The following is a 23,115-nucleotide window of genomic DNA, read 5'->3' as shown; positions in this document are numbered from 1 at the left end:
TGACGAGGCCAACTCCATATCACTTGATATCCCCGATTACTTTTAAAGCACATCCTTATTGAAGTAACAGGAAACGATAGTTCAACAGAGCAAGGGCTGCCGAGTGGTAGCCCTTTTCTCAACTAACGTAACGGGCAGGATAGTTTAATCATTCGCCGAATACCTTAGATAAGGTGAATATAAGGTTGGGGAGAATTGGGGAACCTCGCTGTTTCTTTTCCTCAAACTATCTAATTACGTTTTAAAAGGAGATTTATATTGAAGCAACTTTGGTGGAAAATTTCATTTTATTTCGTCTTGTTCGTAGTGGTTTTATTCATGGCAATCGATGGGTATTCGTCAGTCTTGATAGTAGGAACTGCTGTGATGGCTACCCTGATTTTTTTTATAATCCGATTTATTTATCCGTTAGCTTTGGAAAAGCGTGTGGACCGCGTGGAATCCTTTTTACGCAGTCAGAAAAACACGCCTGGACTCTATATTAATTATGTTTTTGCTAACAGACTTGAGGATGAAGCAAGAACGATTATGGAGCAGCTTATGAGCAAATATAAGCAGGCAGCAGCACAGGCATCGTACAAGGCGGCATACGGCGTTTATCGCAAAGATATGACTGCAGTTCAAGAAGCCTTACCGTACATCCGCTATTCTGATTACCGGACATATTACGAAACGATTCTACTGTTGGAGGACGGGGAGAGTGCTCAGGCTCGAAAACGTCTTGAATCCATCAAGAAGCCTTGGATGAGATCAGCACTGCTAACGGAAATTGAACTCAAAGCTGGCTGCATCGAAACTGCGGTCAAGCACGCCAGGGAAGCCCTTAACTCTTCGAGAGGCGTCCAGCATTATGTGTTACATAAGGAATACGAAAGGATATTACCACGGGCTGTTGAACTCGTATCGTAAATTCGGAATGTAAAGGTAGGGTTAGGCTTGAATTTAGCGTAGAGTAGGATTAATCTCCCATGAGTGTGCTTCTTTCGCTCCATTGGTTCAATTCGCTCCTTTGGTATACCTATTGTTTGAGGATGCGTGAAGATCAGGAAATTGCATGCGATGCATTTGCCTTATCTCGCATCAATCCTGCGGAGTCAAAAGACTACGCCTTCACGATCATCAAACTGCTGGAGACATTTAAAATTTCTGTTCGACAGCAGACGCTGCAAGCATTTCGGACAACAAGAAAGCTCTAGAGAGGAGACTCATTATGATTACTTCATTTACTAAGAACTCCACCAAATGGTCATTAGTTGGTCTTGCGGTTATTTTACTGATTAGCGGTTGCGCGTTAACGAATGCGAAAACAGACGTAAGCCAAAAAGGAGATAATGTTATCGAATATGCCACTCAGCTAAAATTTGCCGCAGTTCCGACAAGCGAATTGCCAGCAGAAAAACCTGAGGCAGGGCTAAAAGAATTAAAGGGCACAGAGCTAGAGCTACAAATCAGTGGCAAGAAAGTCTTGGTAAAGCTTTATCAAGGAACCGATTCGCATGATGTCTACGCTTTCTTAATCGACGAAGGGCAATCTTATAGCATCGGCTTGGCTTCCTCTTATAGTCTGTTGGGGATCAACGAGCTAATAGCCTCCGACCTCACAGGTAACGGACAAAATGAACTGCTCATCTCTGGAGACATGGGCGCGGCATACGTTGAACTTAAAGTTATCGGATACGACGCGGAAACCAAGCGATGGTTGAACCTGCTCACCATGGGGACGCCCAAAATTGTGGATCTTGATGGCGATGGGAAATCTGATTTGATGGCGGTCTCAGCAGCTGGCAGCATCCCGTCGTACTTGCTGATCTACCAATGGACCCAAGGCCATTTCGAGATGGCCGACGTGGTCAAGCAGCTTGGGAACGTCTACACCACGTTGGTGGAACAAGACGGTTCGACCTTGATCCAGTCGGGGACAGATGATGCAAAGAAATTGTTCCGTTATGCCGATGGTGAGCTTGCTGAGGTAAACACAACTGAATAAGCTTTGCAAACACGTTATTGGAACATAGAATGTCGAGGCTGCCGATGTTCAAAAAGGTGGTCCAGCTCACTGATGGACATGATGACGCAGGTCATTACGCTAACGGAGACGTTAGCTCAATAAAACAGCGACAGTCTAGGACTTTATTTTCTTGTCCATGACTATCGCTGTTTTTAATTAAGTGTAATGAGTCTAATATTTATTTATCTGATCAATTCAGTGTCCTCGTAAAACCGATTGCCTTTTCCGGCGAATCCATGAAATCAGTGCTCGACAAGAACTAACTTTATTCCCAGTTTTATTTCGTTAAGCATCGTTTTGGTTATGAGCCATTTTTCCATGCAAACATAGATTAAATTAAGCTTGTTCTTGCATCGTTGACTTCTTTTTCTTAGGCATAAATAATGTGATAACAAGTGCGATAACAGCTAAGATCATCATGAAATAATAGGCATCACTCGCACCTAAAATGGAAGCAAGGGTTTTAAGGAGCTCAGGAGTAGTGGAAGGATTACTGTGCATCACTGTAGCAGCATGGCTTGTTGCCTGTGCTGTATATATTGTAATCACAACAGCAGTGCCTATCGCTCCTGCAATTTGCCGAACGGTATTATTCACAGCTGAACCGTGCATACCGAGTTGTTTGGGTAGCGCATTTAGTCCGGCCGTATTGAGTGGCATTGTAATGAAGCTTAATCCAATTCGAAGGCAAATCGTACGAATCATTAAAAACATATACGTTGTCGTTACAGATAAATCTGTTACGGCCCACATGGATGGGATAATAAACAGTAAACCAATGATAAACAGCGGCTTCGCACCAAAACGATCATACAATTTACCCGTAACGGGTGACATAAACGCATTCACGAGTGCGCCTGGTAATAATAAAAGCCCTGCATCAAATGCCGTGAACCCACGACCTTTTTGTAAATAGATCGGCAATAAAATCATATCAGCGTACATCATCATCGTGATTAATACGTTAATAACAGACGTTAAAGTAAAGACTTTATGTTTAAACACCGATAGGTTTAATAGTGGGTCATCGGACTTCATTTGTCGAATACAGAAGAGCGCCGTTACAACGATACCAATAACCAATGTAAGTATCACAAATAAGTCGTCCCAACCTCTGCTACCTGCACTACTGAAACCGTATAAAATAAAGCCAAATCCAAATGTTGATAAAAGAACACTCACCACATCGAGCTTCGACTTAGACGTTTCGGAAACATTCACTAAATATTTATAAGCTAAAAGAATGACAATAAGGACAAGCGGTATTAGGCCGATAAACAACCAGCGCCAAGAGTGATATTGAATGACAAATCCCGAAAGAGTCGGTCCAATGGCAGGAGCGAAAATGATCGCCAGTCCAAGGAGCCCCATTGCACTACCACGTTTTTCGACTGGAAAAATAGTGAGTACGACGCTCATCATGAGTGGCATAATAATTCCTGCACCGGCAGCTTGAATCATCCGTCCTGCCAATAGCACACTAAAGTTTGGCGCCACTGCGCAAATAATCGAACCGATTAATAAGAATAGCATAGCACTTAAGAATAGTTGACGCGTTGTAAAGCGTTTCATTAGATATGCTGTAATCGGAATCAAGATCCCGTTGACCAACATAAAACCCGTTGAAATCCATTCTACTGTTGTTGCCGTTACATGAAATACATCCATCAAATTGCTTAATGCGATATTTAATAGAGTTTGATTCAATGTGGATAAGAAACAACCAAAGATTAAAATCGCTAGTAATATCCCATTGTTAATTTTCTTTTTGTCTTTCCCCATGGAGTAAGTCCTCTTTTCATTGCTTTTTAGACAGAGTGTCAATAAAATATATTTTATCAGTATTTTAGAAAAATACCTATCTACAATTACTTTGAAAATGTTGACTAATCGACAGAATTAGTTAATTCGTTAATGAAGTGAAAAATAAACGATAATAGAGGGAAGAAATGTCTACAAAAAAGAAAGAAGATCCACGTGCCATTCGCTCAAAGAAAATGTTTAAGAATGCCGTTTTCTCATTGTTAGCCGAAAATCTCGAAGTTTCTCAGTTGACCGTTCAAAAAATTGCGAACCGTGCAGAACTAAATCGTGCAACGTTTTATTTGCATTATGAGGATATTAACGACTTGTTACGGCAGATCGTACATGAAATATTTGATGACCTATCGATGAAAATAGAACCGATATTACATGAAAAGAGTATCCTCGAGCAGGAACAGTTGATAACATTTTTAAATTATATTTATGATTACCGGAAAATTTTTGCGGTACTGGTTGAGAAAAAAGGATTCAAAAAACACTTATTTAACCTTATTAAAAGCACAATAGAGGCGCGTAGAATCGCGAGAAACATTGAATCCACAAGGGATGTAGTTTCAGTTGATATCATTGCATCTTCACTACTGGGGATTATTATGTGGTGGATTGAGGATGGCATTCAGTATAGCTCTGAATACATAGCGGGCCAAATTACCTCGTTGTATAAGAGGAGGCATTTGTAGTTGTTCAAATACGAAAAGGGAACCGGACGCATCCAATTCCCTTATCTAACATTTAAGTTTTATGACACCATATAACTATTCTTGCACTTGTAGGATTATCTTGCCCGTATTGTGGTTTTCCTCCATACGCGTGTGAGCCTCGCCAACCTTTTCAAGTGGATATACCTTGTCAACAACAGGGATTATTTCGCCTCGTTCAAAATAAGGAGTGACGATGGTGATGAACTCATTCGTTAAGCGGGCTTTATATTCATCGCTTCTTGGCGTTAATAGAGTTCCTGTTAGTTGAACTCTTTTTAACATCAAGTCAAATAAATTAACCTTTTCAATTGTACCTCCGCCTAGAATGCCGATAAGGACCCAACGGCCTTCCACTTTTAGACTTGCTAGGTTTTTAGCCCAATAGTCCGCACCGATAAAATCTAGAATCAGATCTACACCTTTGCCATCTGTAGCGCGATGTACCTCTGTATCGAAAGATTGTTCCCTGTAATTAATAAGGACATCGGCACCAAGTGATTGACAGAAATCTAACTTCTCTTTGGAACCAGCGGTAACGATAACTTTGGCTTTACACAGTTTTTTTGCCAATTGAATAGCAGCTGTCCCAACTCCGCTAGCACCTGCATGGATTAAGACGGTCTCATGTTCTTGAAGCTGACCGATCCAAATCAGAGTCTGATATGCAGTAAGAAATACTTCTGGAATAGCGGCTGCCTCTTCAAAAGTAAAAGATTCAGGAATCATCATGGCACGATCGGACGGCATAACTGTATACTCGGCATAAGCACCACCATTGACAAGTCCCATTACCTTATCTCCTATAGAAAACGGGCTGTCTCCGTTTACTTCAACTACGGTACCCGCAATTTCAACACCAATAATCGGATTTGCTACATAACCTGTTTTACCTTCACGCATTAATATATCCGTACGATTTAACGCTGTAGCGTGAACTTGTATTAGTAATTCACCTTTTGCGGGTGTGGGTTTGGGTAGCTCTACCACTTCAAGTTGCTCCACGCCACCCGGTTTTTTTGCCACAACACACTTCATCATTGATCTCAACTCCTCATTACTTTTTGCAAACCATATACAAATTAATATTACACATAACAGCTAGAAAAACCTATTTTGACTTAAAACAATAGTTATTCCGAATGATAAGGATGCTGAGAAGATTTTTACTGGAGTAATTGTGGAAGATTAAATATGTTAAAATGCAGGTAAGACAAGCTATTTCGAATTAGGAGATGTGAACCAACTTGAACATAACTATTAGAAAAGAGCAACTTCAAGATTATAAAATCACCGAAGAAGTCGTACAGCGTGCTTTTGCGGATATGGAGATTAGCGATAAAAAGGAGCAAGAGTTAGTCGCTCGAATTAGACAAGCAGATGTGTTTATCCCAGAACTATCATTAGTAGCTACTAATGAGAATGACACTGAAATCGTTGGACATATTCTGTTATCTAAAATAAAAATTGTTAGTGGCATTCAAAGTGTAGAATCACTTGCACTTGCTCCTGTTGCTGTCTTGCCGGAGTACCAAAACAAAGGCGTAGGAAAAATGTTAATTCTTAAAGCATTACAGAAAGCTAAAGAACTAGGATATAGCTCTGTTGTCGTACTTGGACATCCAAGATATTATCCGAAATTCGGATTCAAAGCTGCATCCAATTGGGGAATCCAGGCTCCATTCGAAGTACCTGATGAAGCGTTTATGGCATTGGAGTTACAGGAAGAGGCACTTGCTGGGGTAACTGGAATTGTAGAGTATCCGGGTGTTTTCTTTGAATAAGTGTCCGTTTCACTAAATTATAAAAACCAAGTCAGATCAATAAAACAAACGGCAGCCAAGGACATAATTTTCTCGTCCAAGGCTGCCGTTTGTTGTTCACTTACTCTAGTAAGATACAACATTGCGAGTATGTAAAATTCAATTAATTATCTTGAAAAGTTAGAAGTTTATGATATATTATTAGTCCTCGCTTTTTCACAATATTTTCTTTTCGTTTCTTCTTTTATACAATGAAGCTGAGAACAGGAGGACTACCTAAGTTGAGTTGGTTTAAATGGGATCTTAATCTGAAAATAAGGCTGATGGGGGAAACGTTATTTAACATGCTCTTCTGGATGTATTTCCCTTTCATGACCTTGTTTTTTAGTGATGCTTTTGGCAAAACTATAGCGAGTATGTTAATGACAGTGATCCCTCTAGTAGGCATCATTGGTGGTTTGTTTGGTGGTTATTTATCTGATAAAGTAGGCCGTCGACCCACCATGCTGCTTGGAGCTTTCATGCAATCAGCCATGTTTGCCTTATTTGCCCTTTCTTCGTCTCAATGGATCGAGTATATCGCTTATATCGGAGTAGGACTCGGTGGTTCGATCTACACGCCAGCCAGTTCTGCAATGGTAGCTGATATTACGCCAGAGAAAGATCGGAGGATGGTATTCGCTACTTTTGTAACGGGTAAAAATATCGGTGCTGTATTTGGGCCGCTGCTTGGATCTATATTCTTCATTCATCATCGAACTGAACTTCTGTGGACCTGTACTCTCGTTACGCTAATCTATTCTCTTGTGATCTTATGGAAGATTAGAGAGACATTACCGATGAAGGCCATACTTCCGCAGGAATCGTACACAATGTCCAAAGTATTCAAGGAACAATGGCATAACTATGGACTTATATTACGAGATAAAGTTTTTGCTATATATATTTTGGCAGGTATTTTGGTTACCGTTGCTTTCATGCAGCTTGATATGTATCTTGCCACGTACGTTAAGGAATACGTACCAGCCCAAACATTATTTGCGCTTAAGAACTGGTCTTTTTCTCTAATCAATTCGGAGATATTCGGGTGGATGCTTGGCCTAAATGGCCTCATGTTTGTTCTATTAGTCATACCCGTAACGAAATGGTTTGAACATTGGAGTGACCGAAATGTATTTATTTTATCTTCTGTATTGTTCGGATTGGGTATGTTTTTGATCGGTTTAACCACTAATATATGGTTGTTATTTATATTTACTTTCATTTTTACAATAGGGGAGTTGTCTCGCTCTCCAGTGACACAGAGTTTTGTTAGTGATTATGCACCTGAACATGCAAGGGGACAGTATATGGGGGCATCTAACTTGCAGTATTCCATTGGGCGATTTTTTGCCCCGCTGACGATTTTCCTTTCATCTTGGCTCGGACCGATTGAGGTGTTTGGCTTCATTTTCCTAGTTACTTTAATAAGCGCTGCTCTGTATGTAAAGCTCTTCAGACTTATCTGAAGAGCTTATATTAACTTGCTTTTTTATCAATTGCGTAGTAAAGTGATAGCAAGGTTAACGAAGGGGAGGAAAACGAAATGCGTAATAATACGTTAGGTTCGTTAATCTGGTTACGCTTAATCCGTTTTACGAACCAAAGTAACCAGATGTCGAATGAATTTTTGAAACGATTTGACTTAACAACGGCTCAATTTGATGTACTTGTGCAAATTCGCGTTTATCAGCCACTCACGCAAATGGAGCTAGCTGACAAAGCGACGGTTACACAAGGTGGTATTTCACGTATGCTCGTACGCCTTGAGAAAGAAGGATATATCGTACGTAAGCAAGACTGGAAAACAAAAACGATTAGCCTCACAGCAAAAGCTGAATCCATATTAGAGCAAGCAATGCCGGAACAACTTGCTTTTCAATCGTCCTTTTTTGATGAAGTATTGAACAAAGAAGAACAAGAAACACTATACTCACTAATGAAGCGCGTCCATAAACATAGCCAAACAAAAGAAATACCACCGCAATAATTTTTTTGCTTCATCAATTGACTAATCAAGTTAAAACCAATAGGAGGAACAATCATGTATACAATACCTGGACATCATCATATTTCAATGATCACTAAAGACGCTAAACTGAATAATCATTTTTACCAAAAGGTATTAGGATTACGCCGAGTGAAGAAGACGGTCAATCAAGATGATCCTTCCATGTATCACTTATTTTATGGAGATATAACAGGTAGTGCGGGAACAGAATTGTCGTTCTTTGAAATGCCGATAGTAGGAAGTACCATTCGTGGCACAAATGCAATCACACAAATCGGTCTACTTGTCCCTTCATATGAAAGCTTAGGATTCTGGAAACAACGGTTTGAATCATTAGATGTTAAGCATGGTGATATTACAACATATGCTGGCCGAGATGCTTTACATTTTGAAGATTCAGAGGGCCTTCGCATGATCTTGATAAATAATAATGACGAAGAGGTTCCTGAGCAATGGATGGGATGGGAAGACTCTATTATCGAGCAACAGCATCGAATTTTGGGAATGGGAACAGTTGAAATTACTGTACGTCACTTAGATCGCTTAGCGAAAACTTTAAAGGATATGTTTGGTTATGTTGAAGTGGCTTACTCGGATCAAGAAGCGATTTATCAATCTGTTGCTGGGCAGTCATTGGGTGAGATTGTTATCAAACAGCAAGACGGTCCAAGTGAGAAGCCTGGAAAAGGAAGCATTCATCATTTGGCCATCCGTGTTAAGAACGAAGAAGAGTTGCGCTATTGGGATAGTGTCGTTAAGGAACGTGGCTTCCATTCATCAGGGATTGTAGAACGTTTTTACTTCCAAAGCTTATATTTCCGTGAATCGAACGGTATTTTATTTGAAATTGCAACGGATGGTCCTGGATTCACCGCAGATTCATCGGTCGAAGAGCTGGGTAAACAACTAGATTTACCACCATTTTTAGAAGAACGACGTGCAGAGATCGAAGCAAATTTAACACCACTTGATTAAATAAAAATTCGAGTTAAAAAAGGGAGAGATATATTATGGAACAATATCGTATTGATGCAAATAAAGGGATTGAATTCGGTCTATATTCGATTGGGGATCATCTACCTAATCCACACACAGGGGCAATGATTAGCGCTGAACAGCGTATTAAAGAATTGATCGAGGCAAGTAAGCTTGCAGATGAAGCTGGGCTTGATGTATTTGCTGTTGGTGAAAGTCATCAAGCACACTTTACAACACAGGCCCATACTGTCATATTAGGGGCAATTGCACAAGCAACTAAAAATATTAAGATTGCTAGCTCAGCAACTGTATTAAGTACATCTGATCCAGTTCGTGTGTATGAGGATTTTGCCACACTTGATTTGATCTCAGGGGGACGTGCTGAAATTGTCGCTGGCCGCGGTTCACGTGTAGGGGCATACAGCTTACTTGGTTATGATGTTCGTGATTATGAAGAACTATTTGAAGAAAAAATGGAGCTTCTAGTGAAGCTAAATAACGAGGAAAAAGTGACATGGGAAGGCCAATTCCGGGCATCACTCAATAATGCAAGTATTTTACCGCAACCTCAAAATGGTCATATGCCGCTATGGCGTGCAGTGGGTGGACCGCCTGCCAGTGCGATTAAAGCTGGATACGCCGGCGTACCTATGATGCTAACAACACTTGGTGGTCCTGCAACTAGCTTTAAGACCTCGGTTGATGCTTACCGTATGGCAGCAGAACAAAGTGGCAATGATCCTGCAACTTTACCCGTTGCAACAACGAGTCTGTTCTATACAGCTGAAAATACACAGGATGCACTTCGTGAGTATTATCCTCATCTTGATACGGGTATGCAGGCATTACGTGGTGGCGGGTATCCAAAACAACAGTTTGCACAATCCGTTGATTATCGCGATGCGCTAATGGTGGGTAGCCCACAACAAATTATTGAAAAAATGCTCTATCAACATGAATTATATGGTCATCAACGTTTTATGGCACAAATTGATTTTGGCGGGGTACCATTCGATAAGATTGCCAAAAACATTGAATTGATTGCAACTGAAATTATGCCTGCGATTAAGAAACATACAGCTAAAAAATAAGGAGCGATCATCATGAAAATTGTAGGAATCTCAGGCTCTAACGTAGGTTCAAAGACAAGAACAGCGATGGATTACACACTCCAAATAGCCCGAGAAAAATATCCAGACGCAGATATTACATTACTTGACCTTGCTGAATATGAAATGGTTTTTAGTGATGGACGTGATTATCGGGAATATGAGGGCGATACTAAGGTTGTAACCGAAATGATCATGGCTGCAGATGCGATTATTATTGGTACACCTGTGTTTCAAGCCTCTATACCAGCGACACTCAAGAACATTTTTGATTTATTACCTGTCAATGCGTTCCGTGATAAGGTTGTCAGTATGCTTGTAACAGCGGGTACGGCCAAACATTATTTAATGGTTGAACAACAGTTAAAGCCGATCTTAGCATACATGAAGGCGCATATTGTACCAACTTATGTATTTATAGAAGAAAAGGACTTCCATCGCAAAGAAATTATAAATGATGATGTTATCTTCCGCATGGAGCGATTAGTAGAGGATACTGTGCTACTTGTTGATGCCTATGTAAAGATTAGGGCAGCGAAAGATGCAGAGTATGATTTTTGATGAAGGCGATACAAGCTACACCAGTAACATCACGCGCCAAACTGTCAGTCACTCGTTTAACCGACAGTCGCACACATCCAGTGGCAGTGTGCAGAATCGGCAGTCGCGTTGGCTGCCCTCAACCATTAGTTGATTATATGAACGGACATACCTATATAGCCCCCTAATCCAATTGGACACTCCAATCCACCTCATATACACTAAAATGAGTAAGGAGTAAATCGATGAAAAGACGATTCAGGTGCCCTGTTGAAACGAAGAAGGAGCTAGTGGTTGAAGTGCTTGCCGGTTACCGAGTAGAGATGGTAGCCCGGAAGCACGGAATGTCTCCTAAAACGTTAAGCAACTGGGTCCGCCAATATCAGGATGAGGTGGACGACCTTATGAAAAAGAAGCAAATCGATGCCGAGAAACTGAAACAGAATGCAGCCAGTTACGAAGATTTGCAGAAGAAATATGACAGTGCCATGAAGCTGTTGGGAGAAAAAGAACTCGAAAACAACATCCTTCGTGACTTGGTAAAAAAAAAGTATCCCGATTGGAAGTAGCAACACACTGGATTGAACAGGGATATCCTATTCAAAGAGTACTACGTCTGTGTGGAATCCCTCGTTCAACCTACTACTATCGTCTGCAACATCCTGAACACCAACAACCTGTCAGTAGCGGCCGGCCTATTCCGGGTTACTCATTTGACAAGGATGGAAAACAGGTGGTAGATGCTCGTATTAGAGGGTACCTCAGACGCCTTATCCAAGGGCCAAATTCAGCGTTCGGCTACCGAAAGCTAACTACGTTGTTGCGGCGAAAATATAAATTAATCATTAACAAAAAGAAAGTATACCGTTTATGCAAAGAAATGGGCATCCTTCATCCGCAGCGTGAACTGACAAATCCTGTACCCAAAAGGCTTGCAAATAACCGAGTTGTGGATGGACCTAACCAGTTATGGCAGATGGACATTAAGTACGGTTACGTAGCCGGTAAACGTCAGCATTTCTACCTGGCAAGCATTATTGACGTGTTTGATCGGAACATTGTCGCCCATCATCGCGGAAAGGTTTGCAGCACGCAGGACATCTTACGTACGGTACAGAAGGCGCTTCTAAAGCGGCGAATACACGAACAAGAACACAAGTTGGTCATACGGACCGATAATGGGCCACAGTTTATTAGTAAAGCTTTCTATACTTTTTGCGAACAAACTGGCATAGAGCACGAACGGATCCCCAACCAAACACCAAACAAAAACGCGTTTATTGAGTCGTATCACAGCATCATAGAGCGAGAATGTTACCAACGCAATTGTTTTGAAAATTACGAAGAAGCCTTTGCAGAAGTAGATCGATTCATTCGGTACTACAATACGGAACGGATCCATGGCAGTCTCAAGGATTGGCCACCCAAGGAATACTTACGTTTGATGACCATGGGGTTGATTCCCCCACAAAAAATTGCGCTATGATGAGATTTCTTAAGAATGATGTGGAAAGTGTCCAAATTTAGGGGGTTGAACCGATACGATCCGTTATGTGTGACAAAAACGCCTATATAGAGCATTTATCGGACATGAGATCCGTTATTGCCTTCAAATCACCGGTAAACGGGGGCGAAATACGCAAATAAGGTACCTCATGTCCGCAAAAAGCCAGAAAAGCCATTTTATTCATCAATAACGGCCCTCATGTCCGTAACGCACATCCCGCACGCAAATCCGACGATCCACACGCTAGTTATGCATGAGCAGTAACGGTATCCGGTTCATAACTAAAGAATCCTCTAAACACAAATATTTCAAAGTGTTTAGAGGGTTTTTCTATGTTTAAAGGAACTACCCATTGACATATTTATGCAAAATCTTAAGTAGTAAGTGATAAGTAGTAAGTAGTAAGTAGTAAGTAACAACCAAATTATCCCACATAATATAGCTACTTAACCCGGTTGAATAAAAACATGAATGGGGTGGATTGTTATGACAGATTTAAAATTAGCACAAAGTTTTTCATTAATGGCGTTAAATGCACAAAGCAGTCTTCATATGACCACAGTCAAGAAAGTAGCTCTTCGTAGTATGGCAGCAGCTGTTATTTTAGAGGTCTACTTAGACGGTGGTTTTGCACAAACGGAGAATAAATTAGTATTAAAAAATGATGTGCTTGATTCATCTCGTCCCATACTCTATAGAGAAGCAATTTTAAAACCTTTACTGCGCAAAAACGATCAGGTAGAGGGTGAACTGAAATGGTGGCTGACAAGGGCATCCAAGCTTTCTAATAAAAAATTAAAGAAGTTTGAACATGCCATATCAGATTCACTAATGGAAGAGGGTTTACTTGAAGTAATCCCTAGCCTTTTGGGGAGCGATATGTATTTTGATTCATCAGGTGTAGAAATCAAAGAATATCGCAGCAATATTGAGGCATACACAAGGACAACAGAGAATATTCGAGCAGAAATTCTGGAAGAGGGTTTAGTGACAGATGAGATCATTTGTATGCTTTGGCTTCTTAGAGAATGTGGATGCATGCATGATTTCTTCTCGCGGAACGAGTTAGAGAAGGTAAATTCAAGAATGAATGAATTTTATCAAAGCTCTTTACTAGCTAAATCATTGTTCCCGATTCAAATTCGACATGGACTCGAGTTAGGAATCAAACAATTCCTTCGAATGAAGAAAAAATTTGCGATGACGTACGTGGGTAGCAGTATCAATTTCTTCTTCCCCATGCTAGAGCGCTCGCAAGCTGTCTTTATTGAGACGGAGTCTTGGTTTACCAATTCCACTCAAAGACTAAATGAAGTAATAAAGCGGTTAGTGTCCTATGGGCATGAAGTTACAGTGTTAGAGAAGGGATCGATTTCGACAATTAAAATAGATAATGTAGTTTACGAAGCAGCTCCGCATTTCGTTATGATGAGAGTACCAATTCAAGGTGTGCGCCTTGTACCTAGGCGCCCAATTTAAAGGAGTTGGTAATCATATGTCAAGACAACGTTCCATGGAGACGATATTGAACTCAGAGTTTGTATCCATTGGCGAATTAGTGCGGCTCACGGATTCACGATATAGTACACTGAAATTTTACACCGAAGAAGGTATGCTGCCTTTCGAACAGGCGGAAGAGAATCTGACACGCAGATATAACAGAGAAGTAACTGTAGCGCGTATTCTTTTGATTAAAGAACTAAAAGCAAAAGGACTATCTATTCCGCAAATTAAAGATACTCTGGGGATGGATCAATGACAATAACAAAGAAAAGACCTTCACCATGTACCCAAACTTCGCAAATGTTCTCAGGACGGGTAAGATACATGTTAAAAACACGCTGATTAAACTAAGGCGTGTTTTTTTTGACAAAGTCGGAGTTGTATTTTCCGCAGGAGCTCAGTATAATAAAAAAAACAAAAGTAAACGGGTGTTCATTGATGCAATATTTAAAAGATGAAGTAAAAAACAGCATTCTTCAAGCGGCCTTGTCGGAGTTTATGCGGCATGGTTATTCCAACGCCTCTATGCGGCAGATTGCTAATTTGGCGGGGATCACACCAGGTAATATCTATCGATATTTTAAGAATAAAGAAGATCTCTTCCAAGAGTTGATTCATCCAGTCTATGAGAAGTTCATTCAATATCTTATGGAGATCAAAGATGATTTTGACGATAGCTACTGTGTGATAAATACCACCAACCCTCTTGATTATCTCCGTAAAGTAGAAAGTACGATCGTTGAACTATTCAAAGAATCGAATGTGGAGCTTCGCATTCTGTTGAATTTGAGCAGCGGCTCTTCGTATGAACCTGTGAAGCAAGAGTTGATTCAATTGGCAGCCCATATTCTGATGAAGGTCTTCATTCCCGGGGAAGATCAGCAGGATCAAGCGATGATTGAAGAGCGTAATCTGGCTCACATGCTAGCAGGAACCTTAATTGAAGGCGTATGTATTATTTTGCGCGATCATGAGGATGGAGAGACTGTGCGTCAATTGGTAGACGAATTGTTGCGAGTATACTGTGCAGGGATTATTTCAAGATTAAATATATAAATTTAATTTTTTTGGACTAATAATGAACGCTTGTTCATTATCTGTGGGAATTAATGGATAGGGAAAAGTAGAGAGGAGATTGTAAGCATGCACAAGGTTATTAAATGGCGTTGGGGTATTCTCGCTTTGTGGCTGGTGGTCACGATCGTACTAGCCGTGTTCCAGCCGGATGTGAATGCCATTCTGCGTCAAAGAGGTCAAGATCCGCTGCAAGAAAACAGCCCGTCGAAGGTTGCAGCTTCGATCTTGAATAAGATGCATCCAACCAACGGTACGAGCAACATCATCGTGTTCCACAACCCGGATAAATTGACGGATCAGGATATGCAACAGATTGAGACGGGAATTGGCAGAATCAAGTCTCATCAAACTGAGCTTGGTGTCGGTGATATGCTGGATCCGTTCTCCATGCCGGATGCGAAATCTTCTCTCATATCTGAGGATCAGACGACTATAATGGCAAGTTTTAGCCTAGATAAGAAACAACGCGAAATCGAAGATATCAAGGAAGAGTTCAATCAAACGTTGAAGGACGTAAAGGTACCCTTCTATTTGACCGGTGAGGAATTCATTCAGAACGATTATCTGAAGGCATCTGAGAAAGGCGTCGAGAAGAGTGCGATTCTGACCGTTATCTTTATTCTTGTAGTATTAATTATTATGTTTCGCTCTGTCATCATCCCATTCGTCTCGCTGTTTGCGGTGGGGATTACCTATCTATGTTCGATGGGGATTGCAGCCCAACTTATCGACAAGTTCCATTTCCCGTTGACCAGCTTGACACAAATGCTACTTATCGCGATTCTGTTCGGGATTGGGACCGACTACAACATCCTCTTGTTTAATCGGTTCAAGGAAGAGCTTGCACATGGCAAATCAACGGATGAAGCTATTATTTCGACTTATAAGACGGCAGGGAAGACCATAGTCTATAGTATTTTAACGGTCTTTATCGCATTCGCAGGCTTAAGCTTCTCAACCTTCGGGATCTATCAATCGGCTAATGTCGTTGCGATCGGGGCTGTCATTCTGTTACTTGAGATCATGACATTAACGCCGTTTATCATGAAGACATTGGGAAATAAATTATTCTGGCCGACAAAGAAAGTGACTGGGCATAAGGAGAACAAACTCTGGGCGAAGATGACATCTACAGCGGTCAAATACCCGGTGCTGACCACAGGTATCATCGTGATCATGATGATTCCAGTTCTGCTGTCCAGTGGGCAGAAGCTTTCCTTTGACCAAATAAAAGAGTTGGGGGATGGGTACGAATCGACGCATGGCTTTAATATCGTAGCTGAGCACTTCAGCCGGGGTCAGGCTCTGCCGACGACAGTTGTCGCTCAGAGTGATAAAGCTATGGATAATAACGAGTCCTTGGCCGTCGTCGATAAATTAACGGATAAATTAAAAGAAGTTGATGGCGTGAAAATGGTCGCGAGTGTGACCCAACCGCAATCGGAGCCGATTGATGAGTTCTATATTAGTTCGCAGACAGAGACAGTCGCGGATGGCATACATGACACGAAAGACGGCGTAGATCAGATTCAGGACGGCATCTTGCAAATGCAAGACAAATTGGTTAGCCCGGACTTCTCGAGCGTAGACCAACTCGTCTCGGGTACGGGTCAAGTACAAAATGGTTATACCCAAATTACCGATGCGATCAATCAAGTGACGCAAGGTATCGACCAAGGGGCGGGCGGTGCAGCACAACTTCGTGATGGCATAAAAAGTCTCGAGACGGGTCTTAACGCCGTTGCTGCGGAAACTTCGAAATTAAGTAACGGCATGACGCAATTGAACCTGGGTTACAACACCTTGGGCGATGGTTATGTTCAGTTGGAAAGTAAATTACCGGCTATTCAGCAGGGGCTTGCCGGAATGAATGGGTTAATCGGAGGGCTGGGCGCCAAGTATAGCGATTTGGGCCAAGATCCAGATTACCTGACGCTGAAACAGACGGGTACAGGACTTGAATCTGGGATGGCACAGATTATTGGAGGTTTCCAAGAGCTGAACAAAAATTATACGCAGCTGAATGAAAACTTCGCCAAGGCTTCCCAAGGGTTACAGCAGATAGCAGAGGCGCAGACCCAAATGACGAATGGTCTTGCAGCCTTATCCTCAGGAGCGGATGCGCTCGTGAAAGGTCTTAAGGAGGGCGCTGCAGGTAACCGTGAGATTGCTACAAATATGAAGAGGCTGAATGAAGGCCTTGCTGGAGTTAAAGATGGACAACAGAAGCTCTCAACCGGGTTATCCCAACTGTCCGATGGTATGACGCAATTAAAAGACGGACTAGGCAAAAGCGGAGACGGTTTAGGGGATATTTCGGATGGTCTAAATAAGACAGGAAATTTCATCACCGAATTAAATTCGTCCAAGACCTTCTTTATTCCGCGTGAAGCTTTAACGAGTGAGGATTTCAAAGGTTCATTAAATAATTTCATGTCACAGGACCGGACCATTACGAAGTGGATTGTCATCTTGGATCTTGATCCGTATTCTCCGGCAGCGATGGAGACCATCGAGAAAATCAACGATACGATGACAACTGGATTGAATGGAACGGTATTGGCAGGCGCAAAATCCGGTGCCACAGGACCGAGTTCAACGACATATGATATGAATGCTGCACAGGTAGAATCGTTCAGTAGTACGGCGATTATTATCATTGCTGGTATATTCCTGGTATTGTTATTCGTTATTCGGAAGTTCTGGACGTCCGTGTATATTGTCCTGTCATTGTTAGCTTCTTATTATGTTGCCATGGCGGCATCGAATGTCGTCGCTGAATATATCATCAAAGCAGATGGGGTATCCTCCTTCGTGCCGTTCTTCTCCTTCATCATCATTGTAGCGGTCGGGGTGGACTATAGTATCTTCCTCATGATGCGATATAAGGAACATGAAGATTTGCCAACAGGTGAAGCGATAATCCACGCAGCGAAACATGTGGGAGGTGTCGTTATCTCAGCTATGATTATACTAGGGGGGACTCTCGCAACGTTGGCTCCATCAGGTCTAATCTTGCTTATAGAATTGGCGGTGGCGACGATCGTAGGTCTGGTTGTACTTTGTTTTATCTTTCTGCCAATGCTACTCCCGGCGCTTATGTTGCTTCCTGAATCCATCAAGAACAGAAAAAGATCTTCCAACAGCGAGAACCTTGTTATGAAAATTTCAAATAATTAACTTGCTGCGTAGATGATAAAGAAAGTCTAGATCGCTAGACTGAACTGTGACCCGTAAGATGGAAACTTTGAAAAAAGTACCCCTCTTACGGGTCATTTGTGTTTGAACCGAACTATCGAACAAAAAAAAGATGACTCCTGATTCAGAAGTCACCTCTTGAAGGCCTAATAAAGGTCATATTGATTGATGTTAAGACATACGAGAATGAACTTTCTCACCCTGTACCCAAACTTCGCGAATGTTCTCAGGACGGGCAAGATACATGATCTTCTGGAAGACATCAAGTAAGTCTTCATTGGCCTGGTAAATAGGCAGTTTTGCAGAAGCTAATTTCGTATCAATGATTTGTATATCCCATGCGTAGCTCGCTTCTAAGCGGCCGATCGGTAAGCTAAGACTTTCACCGCCTCCGGCTGTTGCGAGATAGAACGCTTCGTTAATGGTGATACGTGAATTTGGAACACCACGTTCTTCAGCAGGAAGATTCGTATTCACACCGTCTTCCAGCATTCTGGAGGAGATGACTGCTTGTCTGGCATTATCGTAGAGGCTCGGTGAGAAACCACCAGAGATATCGGATCCTAAACCAATTTCAACATTTTTAGCATGTAGATGTGCGATAGGAATTACGCTATTAGCAAAATAAGCATTGGAGATGGGACAATGGCAAACCGCAGTACCCGTTTCGGCGAATAGATCGGCATCAGCATCATTAATGAAATTGCAATGCGCCATAACGGACTTATCACGTAAGAGACCAAAATCGTTTAAAGCAAACGCATCGTTCTTATTGTAACGTTCTTGTACGTAGCCATGCTCCCAATCGCTTTCACTACAGTGAGATTGTACGTAAGTATCGTACTTTGTAGCTAATTCTCCTAGACCTTGTAATGCTTCATCGGTACAGCTTGGAATAAAACGCGGAGTGACGACAGGATAGACCCCTTGTTTCGTTGACTTCGCTAGCTCCTTGATCGCGATAATAAATTCCTCTGTATCCGCTAATGCAGTCTCAGTATCTTGGTCACGATAGTATTCAGGGTTGTTGTCCTGATGATCCATAACTACTTTCCCAACCAAACCGCGTTGTCCCTTTTCAGCACAAATTTTGGCTAGCAATATACTTGCTTCTTTATGCACGGTTGCGAAATAAAGTACAGTTGTGGTTCCATTTGCGAGCAGGGTGCTTACGACATCTTGATAGACATCTTGGGCAAAATTCAAATCAGAAAATTTCGATTCTACTGGAAACGTGTATGTGTTCAACCAATCATGGAGCGGAATATCCAAAGCTGTTCCAGATTGAGCCCATTGCGGTGCATGAACATGCAAATCCACAAATCCAGGCAAGATATACTGACCTTCGGCTAAACGATGAAAGTTCTCTTTCCCTTGGTAAGCATCAAGTAACGTTTGATACTCAGCATCTTCTGGAGCAACGGTTTGTTCGATCATACCGTCCGCATTCACACAGAAAAGATAATCTCTTAGAATTTGTACTTCTTTAGGCGTCTTAGAGGAAAAAGCAGTTCCTAAGAATACTTGCGTATATTTTGTCATAAATTACACCTTAATGTTCGTATTTTTGTTGAATTATCCTTTAATATTATAGGGGATTCAAAATTCAAAGTCTATTCTTAGAGCTATTTTAAAATGAATATCGGGCGAAAGTATCGTTTTTACGAGTGAGAATAAAGAATCTATATATAGCAGTGTTTGCTAAATACAGGTATAATGATTCATAGTAGTCATGATAGATAGTACATAAGTGGTACATAGAGACACATACCTAAGGAGACAACATGGGAAATTATCAAATTTGTGATTTTTGTGGAAACTTAACCGAAAAAAATACCATAAAAATGTGCCCCAGCTGTGAGCAGATGTATCAGAAAGTACGTCGCATTGTTGAGGTTCACCCGGATACCATTGTACTAGATCTTTCGAATCAAACTGGAGTAAGCGTAAGTCGAATCTTAGCCTTTGTTGACAATGGATTTTTTACGATGAAGGAAGGAACCGTAGAGGTTCTTAAGTAACATTCATAACCACTCCTCAGCAGTGGATTTAGGTCTTTAACTATAAAAGTATAAAAGCCGCTAAGTACTTGGGTTTCCAAGCGATTAGCGGCTTTTTGTTGAAGTTACTTATTTAAACTTTTCGAGAAGACTTTTATTCTATCTATGAAAATCCCTTTCAACTGATCTGTTCCTTCTTTTGGTGCAGCGTAGGCCTTATATCCTCCAAATGATTCAATACAGATCGCTGCTTTTTTTAGATCAACAGGAATATTGTCTTCTATTATTTCTTCCGTTTTCTTAGGCTTTTCGTTGCAAATATAATAGCCCATACTCTTTTTTAACAACTCGGTTTGATTTTTTTTGATAAAATCACGAATTGGTTTGTATATTTTTCCATCCCGTACTCCAGCACCTAAAATAATTTGATCAAAAGATTCAATATCGGGCTTGTCTACAGCGATATTGCAAAGGGTACAATCCGAAAGTTCCGCTGATAATACTTTTGCACATTGCTCAGTTGCTCCTGATTTTGTAGCGTATAGAACTAGTACTGCCATTATTATTCACCCTTTTCAGCTAAAATTTGTACTGCGATTTATATTCGAATGTTAACGCTAATCACACTATAATTACATCGTTTCGAGAATCTTATATTTCAAGTATCTTGATCATCGAGATAATTAACATTTTAGAAATAGGTTTGTCTTTTGTCAAGTTTTAAGCCGGACTAGACTGTTCAAATACTCGAATGATATGATGGAAGCGGGTGAGGATAACGATGAATAATGAGATAACGAACGAAGAAGACAACAACAGTCAATCAAATAATACAGATGAAAAATTGACTGAGCTGATCAAGGCTGTTCATCAAAACGGTCTTACGGCTTTGAAAATGCACTTTGACGAAGTTGATGCGCTAGTGTTAAACCATGATAAATACGGTCCGATCTTTGTTTATCATGTGAAGGATGACTCGAATGATGGGTATGCATGTGGTTTTCTTCTACATGAATTGATTTCACAATTCCAGTCGGGCAGTAATCCGGCTGAATGGATGGCTTCATTTTTCTTCGAGTTGATGAAGGTCAAAGGTGGAAAAGCGCTTCCTAAACCACCTGTAGGTGAAGATGAAGCCAAAGCACTCATCGACAAAGTGTTGATTCCGCAAATGATAGAGGCCGTTCGAGAAGAATTCGCTCCAGAGCAAGTTCATGCGGGTCTCGACTGGAATGAAGAGCACGGCCCTGTCTTCGAAGCAGGATTTCCGGTGATACGGGAAGGCAATAACGTGTGTGCATTTCCGCTACATCTATTATTTACGCATTTCCTGGTGAATCGAGATCCATCAGAACTACTGCTTCAAGGGTTGTACAAAATTCGCAAAGAACACGGAATGGATTAAGCATGTGAAACACATGATGGAGACAATTCTACTAAAACCCGCATGATGGTATGCGGGCTTTTTTGATTTCTATATATAAATCAAACTTTTTAGCTATGCTGCTTCGTCCTAGCAGATGAGTGTGATCGATAGACACAAATATAAAGCTATGGAGGCTGAAGAGAAATGAAACAGAAGAAAATGAATCTAATTAAAATGAGTGCAGTGGGATGTGCAGCAATAATGGGAGTGAGTGCGGTGGCATTACCCGTTCATGCTATGACATTTTCACAAACAGCGCAGAACATTTCCGCCCCTGTACAAAATGTAGCTCCTACAATTTCCGGCGTTAAAATTCAAGAACAAGTACTTACAACATCGAGTAAATACTTAACCACGAATATCAAAGTGCCGCAACTGACTGGCATGCTGGATACGAAATATCAGGAAGAGCTGAATGACATCATTTTGTCCCATGCTGAAAAGGATTTGGCCCAATGGGAAAAGGCTGCTGCGGAAACTGCAAAAAAAGCACAAGCCAATCATCAAGAGTTCAATCCATACGACCTCTACATTACTTATAACCTCAAGTCTGATGGAACAGGTAGTCCTAAAGGAGTTATTTCGATTGAGATTATAACTGAAGGGTCAGAAGGTGGCACCAGTATGCCGCGGATTGACACCTATAATGTGAAGAATACAGCTGAAGCAGAACGCGTCACACTCCCTGACTTGCTAGGGGCCAATTATAAAGCGAAGCTCGATGCAGACATTCTTGCGAAACTAAAAGAAGATCCTGATAAGTATTTCCTTGAAGAGTACAAAGGGACTAGCGAAGAGCAGACGTTCTACATTGAAAAAGGTGATTTAGTTATCGTATTCCCTAAATACAGCATCGCTCCAGGCTACGTGGGTTCACCGGAGTTCCGTTTCAGCCTGCAGGATATTTCTACAACAGTGACCAAACCGGAAGGCGCCACCAAGCTTGATTTGAAGAAAGTTGCGAATTATACGAATACGGATGGTATCACAATGGTGTCCTTGCGAGACGTGGTTAATCAACTTAGTTATGATTTGAAATGGAACCAGACGACCAAAACAGCAGAAGTGAAAAAGGGTGCGCAATGGACGAGTGTTACCCTCGGCAAGGATTCTTATTTCTTTGCAAAAATGGCTCCCAAAACGTTGGGTGCCGCGCCAACACTTCAGAAGAACATGCTGTATGTGCCTGTCCAATTTGTTTCTGATATTTTGCAGATTGAAGTGCAACACTAATTATTATATAAGTTGAACTATTTCTAAGTAAGTAATGGCATCCCGCAGAGTAATCCCTGCGTGGATGCTTTTTTCGTTTCACATAATATTCCACTGGAATCCTTAGAACTTTTTGTTGTCTTCACCGCGTCCTGCCTATATACAACAAAATTAGAGTAAGGACGGAATCAAAATGAATGACAACATGAGGATGTTCAGAAA

Annotated in this window: 23 protein-coding genes; 19 read left to right on the top strand and 4 right to left on the bottom strand. The window is 41.2% G+C overall.

The window, feature by feature from the left end; genetic code table 11:
* Positions 1 to 258: 258 nt before the first annotated feature.
* Genes NST85_RS15505 through NST85_RS15495 form a run of 3 tightly spaced genes read left to right on the top strand, consistent with a single transcriptional unit; the run spans position 259 to position 1,987 of the window.
* The gene (locus NST85_RS15505; protein ID WP_127192792.1) at positions 259 to 909 is read left to right on the top strand and encodes a hypothetical protein; all 651 of its coding nucleotides are present in this window, start codon (positions 259 to 261) and stop codon (positions 907 to 909) included.
* 59 nt (positions 910 to 968) lie between these two features.
* Positions 969 to 1,196 (top strand): M56 family metallopeptidase, encoded by a 228-nt coding sequence (locus NST85_RS15500; protein ID WP_127192791.1) that lies wholly within the window; start codon positions 969 to 971, stop codon positions 1,194 to 1,196.
* A gap of 14 nt (positions 1,197 to 1,210) precedes the next feature.
* Positions 1,211 to 1,987, top strand: a complete 777-nt coding sequence (locus tag NST85_RS15495; protein WP_341189727.1) for a hypothetical protein — start codon at positions 1,211 to 1,213, stop codon at positions 1,985 to 1,987.
* Positions 1,988 to 2,344: 357 nt separating this feature from the next.
* Here NST85_RS15495 and NST85_RS15490 read toward each other — a convergent pair whose 3' ends face one another.
* Positions 2,345 to 3,790 carry a DHA2 family efflux MFS transporter permease subunit gene (locus NST85_RS15490; protein ID WP_341189726.1) on the bottom strand — a complete coding sequence of 482 codons (1,446 nt, stop codon included), beginning with the start codon at positions 3,788 to 3,790 and terminating at the stop codon, positions 2,345 to 2,347.
* 167 nt (positions 3,791 to 3,957) lie between these two features.
* On the opposite strand from NST85_RS15490, the gene NST85_RS15485 reads away from it, so the two are divergent.
* Positions 3,958 to 4,512, top strand: coding sequence for a TetR/AcrR family transcriptional regulator (locus tag NST85_RS15485; RefSeq protein ID WP_127192788.1), 555 nt, complete (start codon positions 3,958 to 3,960; stop codon positions 4,510 to 4,512).
* 75 nt (positions 4,513 to 4,587) lie between these two features.
* Here the strand turns inward: NST85_RS15485 and NST85_RS15480 are convergent, their stop codons facing one another.
* On the bottom strand, positions 4,588 to 5,568 hold the full coding sequence (locus NST85_RS15480; protein WP_341191119.1) for an NAD(P)H-quinone oxidoreductase: 981 nt from the start codon (positions 5,566 to 5,568) through the stop codon (positions 4,588 to 4,590).
* 209 nt (positions 5,569 to 5,777) lie between these two features.
* On the opposite strand from NST85_RS15480, the gene NST85_RS15475 reads away from it, so the two are divergent.
* The 12 genes from NST85_RS15475 to NST85_RS15420 all read left to right on the top strand — a co-directional run bounded on the left by NST85_RS15475 (position 5,778) and on the right by NST85_RS15420 (position 18,237).
* Positions 5,778 to 6,314: a GNAT family N-acetyltransferase gene (locus NST85_RS15475; RefSeq protein WP_127192787.1), complete on the top strand. Its 537-nt coding sequence runs from the start codon at positions 5,778 to 5,780 to the stop codon at positions 6,312 to 6,314.
* Positions 6,315 to 6,574: 260 nt separating this feature from the next.
* Positions 6,575 to 7,801, top strand: coding sequence for an MDR family MFS transporter (locus tag NST85_RS15470; RefSeq protein WP_341189725.1), 1,227 nt, complete (start codon positions 6,575 to 6,577; stop codon positions 7,799 to 7,801).
* Between the two features lie 77 nt (positions 7,802 to 7,878).
* Positions 7,879 to 8,322, top strand: coding sequence for a MarR family winged helix-turn-helix transcriptional regulator (locus NST85_RS15465; protein ID WP_127192785.1), 444 nt, complete (start codon positions 7,879 to 7,881; stop codon positions 8,320 to 8,322).
* 54 nt (positions 8,323 to 8,376) lie between these two features.
* Entirely contained in the window at positions 8,377 to 9,318 is a 942-nt protein-coding gene (locus NST85_RS15460; protein ID WP_341189724.1) for a ring-cleaving dioxygenase, read from the top strand.
* 35 nt (positions 9,319 to 9,353) lie between these two features.
* On the top strand, positions 9,354 to 10,412 hold the full coding sequence (locus tag NST85_RS15455) for an LLM class flavin-dependent oxidoreductase (RefSeq protein WP_341189723.1): 1,059 nt from the start codon (positions 9,354 to 9,356) through the stop codon (positions 10,410 to 10,412).
* 12 nt (positions 10,413 to 10,424) lie between these two features.
* Positions 10,425 to 10,991, top strand: coding sequence for an NADPH-dependent FMN reductase (locus NST85_RS15450; RefSeq protein WP_127192782.1), 567 nt, complete (start codon positions 10,425 to 10,427; stop codon positions 10,989 to 10,991).
* Between the two features lie 224 nt (positions 10,992 to 11,215).
* Positions 11,216 to 11,539, top strand: coding sequence for a transposase (locus NST85_RS15445; protein ID WP_127195314.1), 324 nt, complete (start codon positions 11,216 to 11,218; stop codon positions 11,537 to 11,539).
* Positions 11,530 to 12,456 (top strand): IS3 family transposase, encoded by a 927-nt coding sequence (locus tag NST85_RS15440; protein WP_127195315.1) that lies wholly within the window; start codon positions 11,530 to 11,532, stop codon positions 12,454 to 12,456. Before NST85_RS15445 ends, NST85_RS15440 begins: the two co-directional genes overlap by 10 nt.
* A gap of 507 nt (positions 12,457 to 12,963) precedes the next feature.
* On the top strand, positions 12,964 to 13,956 hold the full coding sequence (locus tag NST85_RS15435; RefSeq protein ID WP_127192781.1) for a hypothetical protein: 993 nt from the start codon (positions 12,964 to 12,966) through the stop codon (positions 13,954 to 13,956).
* Between the two features lie 16 nt (positions 13,957 to 13,972).
* Positions 13,973 to 14,236: a helix-turn-helix domain-containing protein gene (locus NST85_RS15430; RefSeq protein ID WP_127192780.1), complete on the top strand. Its 264-nt coding sequence runs from the start codon at positions 13,973 to 13,975 to the stop codon at positions 14,234 to 14,236.
* Positions 14,237 to 14,418: 182 nt separating this feature from the next.
* Positions 14,419 to 15,036, top strand: coding sequence for a TetR/AcrR family transcriptional regulator (locus NST85_RS15425; RefSeq protein WP_127192779.1), 618 nt, complete (start codon positions 14,419 to 14,421; stop codon positions 15,034 to 15,036).
* 87 nt (positions 15,037 to 15,123) lie between these two features.
* Complete coding sequence (locus NST85_RS15420) at positions 15,124 to 18,237, top strand: MMPL family transporter (RefSeq protein ID WP_341189722.1); 3,114 nt, start codon at positions 15,124 to 15,126, stop codon at positions 18,235 to 18,237.
* A 189-nt stretch (positions 18,238 to 18,426) separates the two neighbouring features.
* On the opposite strand, the gene guaD is transcribed toward NST85_RS15420, so the two are convergent.
* On the bottom strand, positions 18,427 to 19,797 hold the full coding sequence (guaD, locus tag NST85_RS15415; RefSeq protein WP_127192777.1) for a guanine deaminase: 1,371 nt from the start codon (positions 19,795 to 19,797) through the stop codon (positions 18,427 to 18,429).
* 323 nt (positions 19,798 to 20,120) lie between these two features.
* Between guaD and NST85_RS15410 the strand changes: the two genes are divergently transcribed.
* Entirely contained in the window at positions 20,121 to 20,276 is a 156-nt protein-coding gene (locus NST85_RS15410) for a hypothetical protein (protein ID WP_341189721.1), read from the top strand.
* Positions 20,277 to 20,380: 104 nt separating this feature from the next.
* Here NST85_RS15410 and NST85_RS15405 read toward each other — a convergent pair whose 3' ends face one another.
* Positions 20,381 to 20,815, bottom strand: a complete 435-nt coding sequence (locus NST85_RS15405) for a flavodoxin domain-containing protein (RefSeq protein WP_127192775.1) — start codon at positions 20,813 to 20,815, stop codon at positions 20,381 to 20,383.
* Positions 20,816 to 21,036: 221 nt separating this feature from the next.
* Between NST85_RS15405 and NST85_RS15400 the strand changes: the two genes are divergently transcribed.
* The gene (locus NST85_RS15400) at positions 21,037 to 21,660 is read left to right on the top strand and encodes a hypothetical protein (protein WP_127192774.1); all 624 of its coding nucleotides are present in this window, start codon (positions 21,037 to 21,039) and stop codon (positions 21,658 to 21,660) included.
* Positions 21,661 to 21,825: 165 nt separating this feature from the next.
* Positions 21,826 to 22,914, top strand: coding sequence for a stalk domain-containing protein (locus NST85_RS15395; RefSeq protein WP_341189720.1), 1,089 nt, complete (start codon positions 21,826 to 21,828; stop codon positions 22,912 to 22,914).
* The last annotated feature ends 201 nt before the right edge of the window (positions 22,915 to 23,115 follow it).

The sequence above is a fragment of the Paenibacillus sp. FSL K6-2524 genome, from assembly GCF_038005525.1.
Taxonomy (GTDB): domain Bacteria; phylum Bacillota; class Bacilli; order Paenibacillales; family Paenibacillaceae; genus Fontibacillus; species Fontibacillus anaericanus.
The sequence above is the reverse complement of the archived record's forward strand: the minus strand, read 5'-3'. Positions and strand labels throughout refer to the sequence as shown.

Excerpts from the sequence above, each read along its gene's own strand:
- NST85_RS15500 (WP_127192791.1), top strand. The coding sequence starts at position 969 with ATGAGTGTGCTTCTTTCGCTCCATTGGTTCAATTCGCTCCTTTGGTAT.
- NST85_RS15495 (WP_341189727.1), top strand. The coding sequence starts at position 1,211 with ATGATTACTTCATTTACTAAGAACTCCACCAAATGGTCATTAGTTGGT.
- NST85_RS15490 (WP_341189726.1), bottom strand. The coding sequence starts at position 3,790 with ATGGGGAAAGACAAAAAGAAAATTAACAATGGGATATTACTAGCGATT.
- NST85_RS15485 (WP_127192788.1), top strand. The coding sequence starts at position 3,958 with ATGTCTACAAAAAAGAAAGAAGATCCACGTGCCATTCGCTCAAAGAAA.
- NST85_RS15480 (WP_341191119.1), bottom strand. The coding sequence starts at position 5,568 with ATGAAGTGTGTTGTGGCAAAAAAACCGGGTGGCGTGGAGCAACTTGAA.
- NST85_RS15465 (WP_127192785.1), top strand. The coding sequence starts at position 7,879 with ATGCGTAATAATACGTTAGGTTCGTTAATCTGGTTACGCTTAATCCGT.
- NST85_RS15460 (WP_341189724.1), top strand. The coding sequence starts at position 8,377 with ATGTATACAATACCTGGACATCATCATATTTCAATGATCACTAAAGAC.
- NST85_RS15455 (WP_341189723.1), top strand. The coding sequence starts at position 9,354 with ATGGAACAATATCGTATTGATGCAAATAAAGGGATTGAATTCGGTCTA.
- NST85_RS15450 (WP_127192782.1), top strand. The coding sequence starts at position 10,425 with ATGAAAATTGTAGGAATCTCAGGCTCTAACGTAGGTTCAAAGACAAGA.
- NST85_RS15445 (WP_127195314.1), top strand. The coding sequence starts at position 11,216 with ATGAAAAGACGATTCAGGTGCCCTGTTGAAACGAAGAAGGAGCTAGTG.
- NST85_RS15435 (WP_127192781.1), top strand. The coding sequence starts at position 12,964 with ATGACAGATTTAAAATTAGCACAAAGTTTTTCATTAATGGCGTTAAAT.
- NST85_RS15430 (WP_127192780.1), top strand. The coding sequence starts at position 13,973 with ATGTCAAGACAACGTTCCATGGAGACGATATTGAACTCAGAGTTTGTA.
- NST85_RS15425 (WP_127192779.1), top strand. The coding sequence starts at position 14,419 with ATGCAATATTTAAAAGATGAAGTAAAAAACAGCATTCTTCAAGCGGCC.
- NST85_RS15420 (WP_341189722.1), top strand. The coding sequence starts at position 15,124 with ATGCACAAGGTTATTAAATGGCGTTGGGGTATTCTCGCTTTGTGGCTG.
- guaD (WP_127192777.1), bottom strand. The coding sequence starts at position 19,797 with ATGACAAAATATACGCAAGTATTCTTAGGAACTGCTTTTTCCTCTAAG.
- NST85_RS15410 (WP_341189721.1), top strand. The coding sequence starts at position 20,121 with ATGTATCAGAAAGTACGTCGCATTGTTGAGGTTCACCCGGATACCATT.
- NST85_RS15405 (WP_127192775.1), bottom strand. The coding sequence starts at position 20,815 with ATGGCAGTACTAGTTCTATACGCTACAAAATCAGGAGCAACTGAGCAA.
- NST85_RS15400 (WP_127192774.1), top strand. The coding sequence starts at position 21,037 with ATGAATAATGAGATAACGAACGAAGAAGACAACAACAGTCAATCAAAT.
- NST85_RS15395 (WP_341189720.1), top strand. The coding sequence starts at position 21,826 with ATGAAACAGAAGAAAATGAATCTAATTAAAATGAGTGCAGTGGGATGT.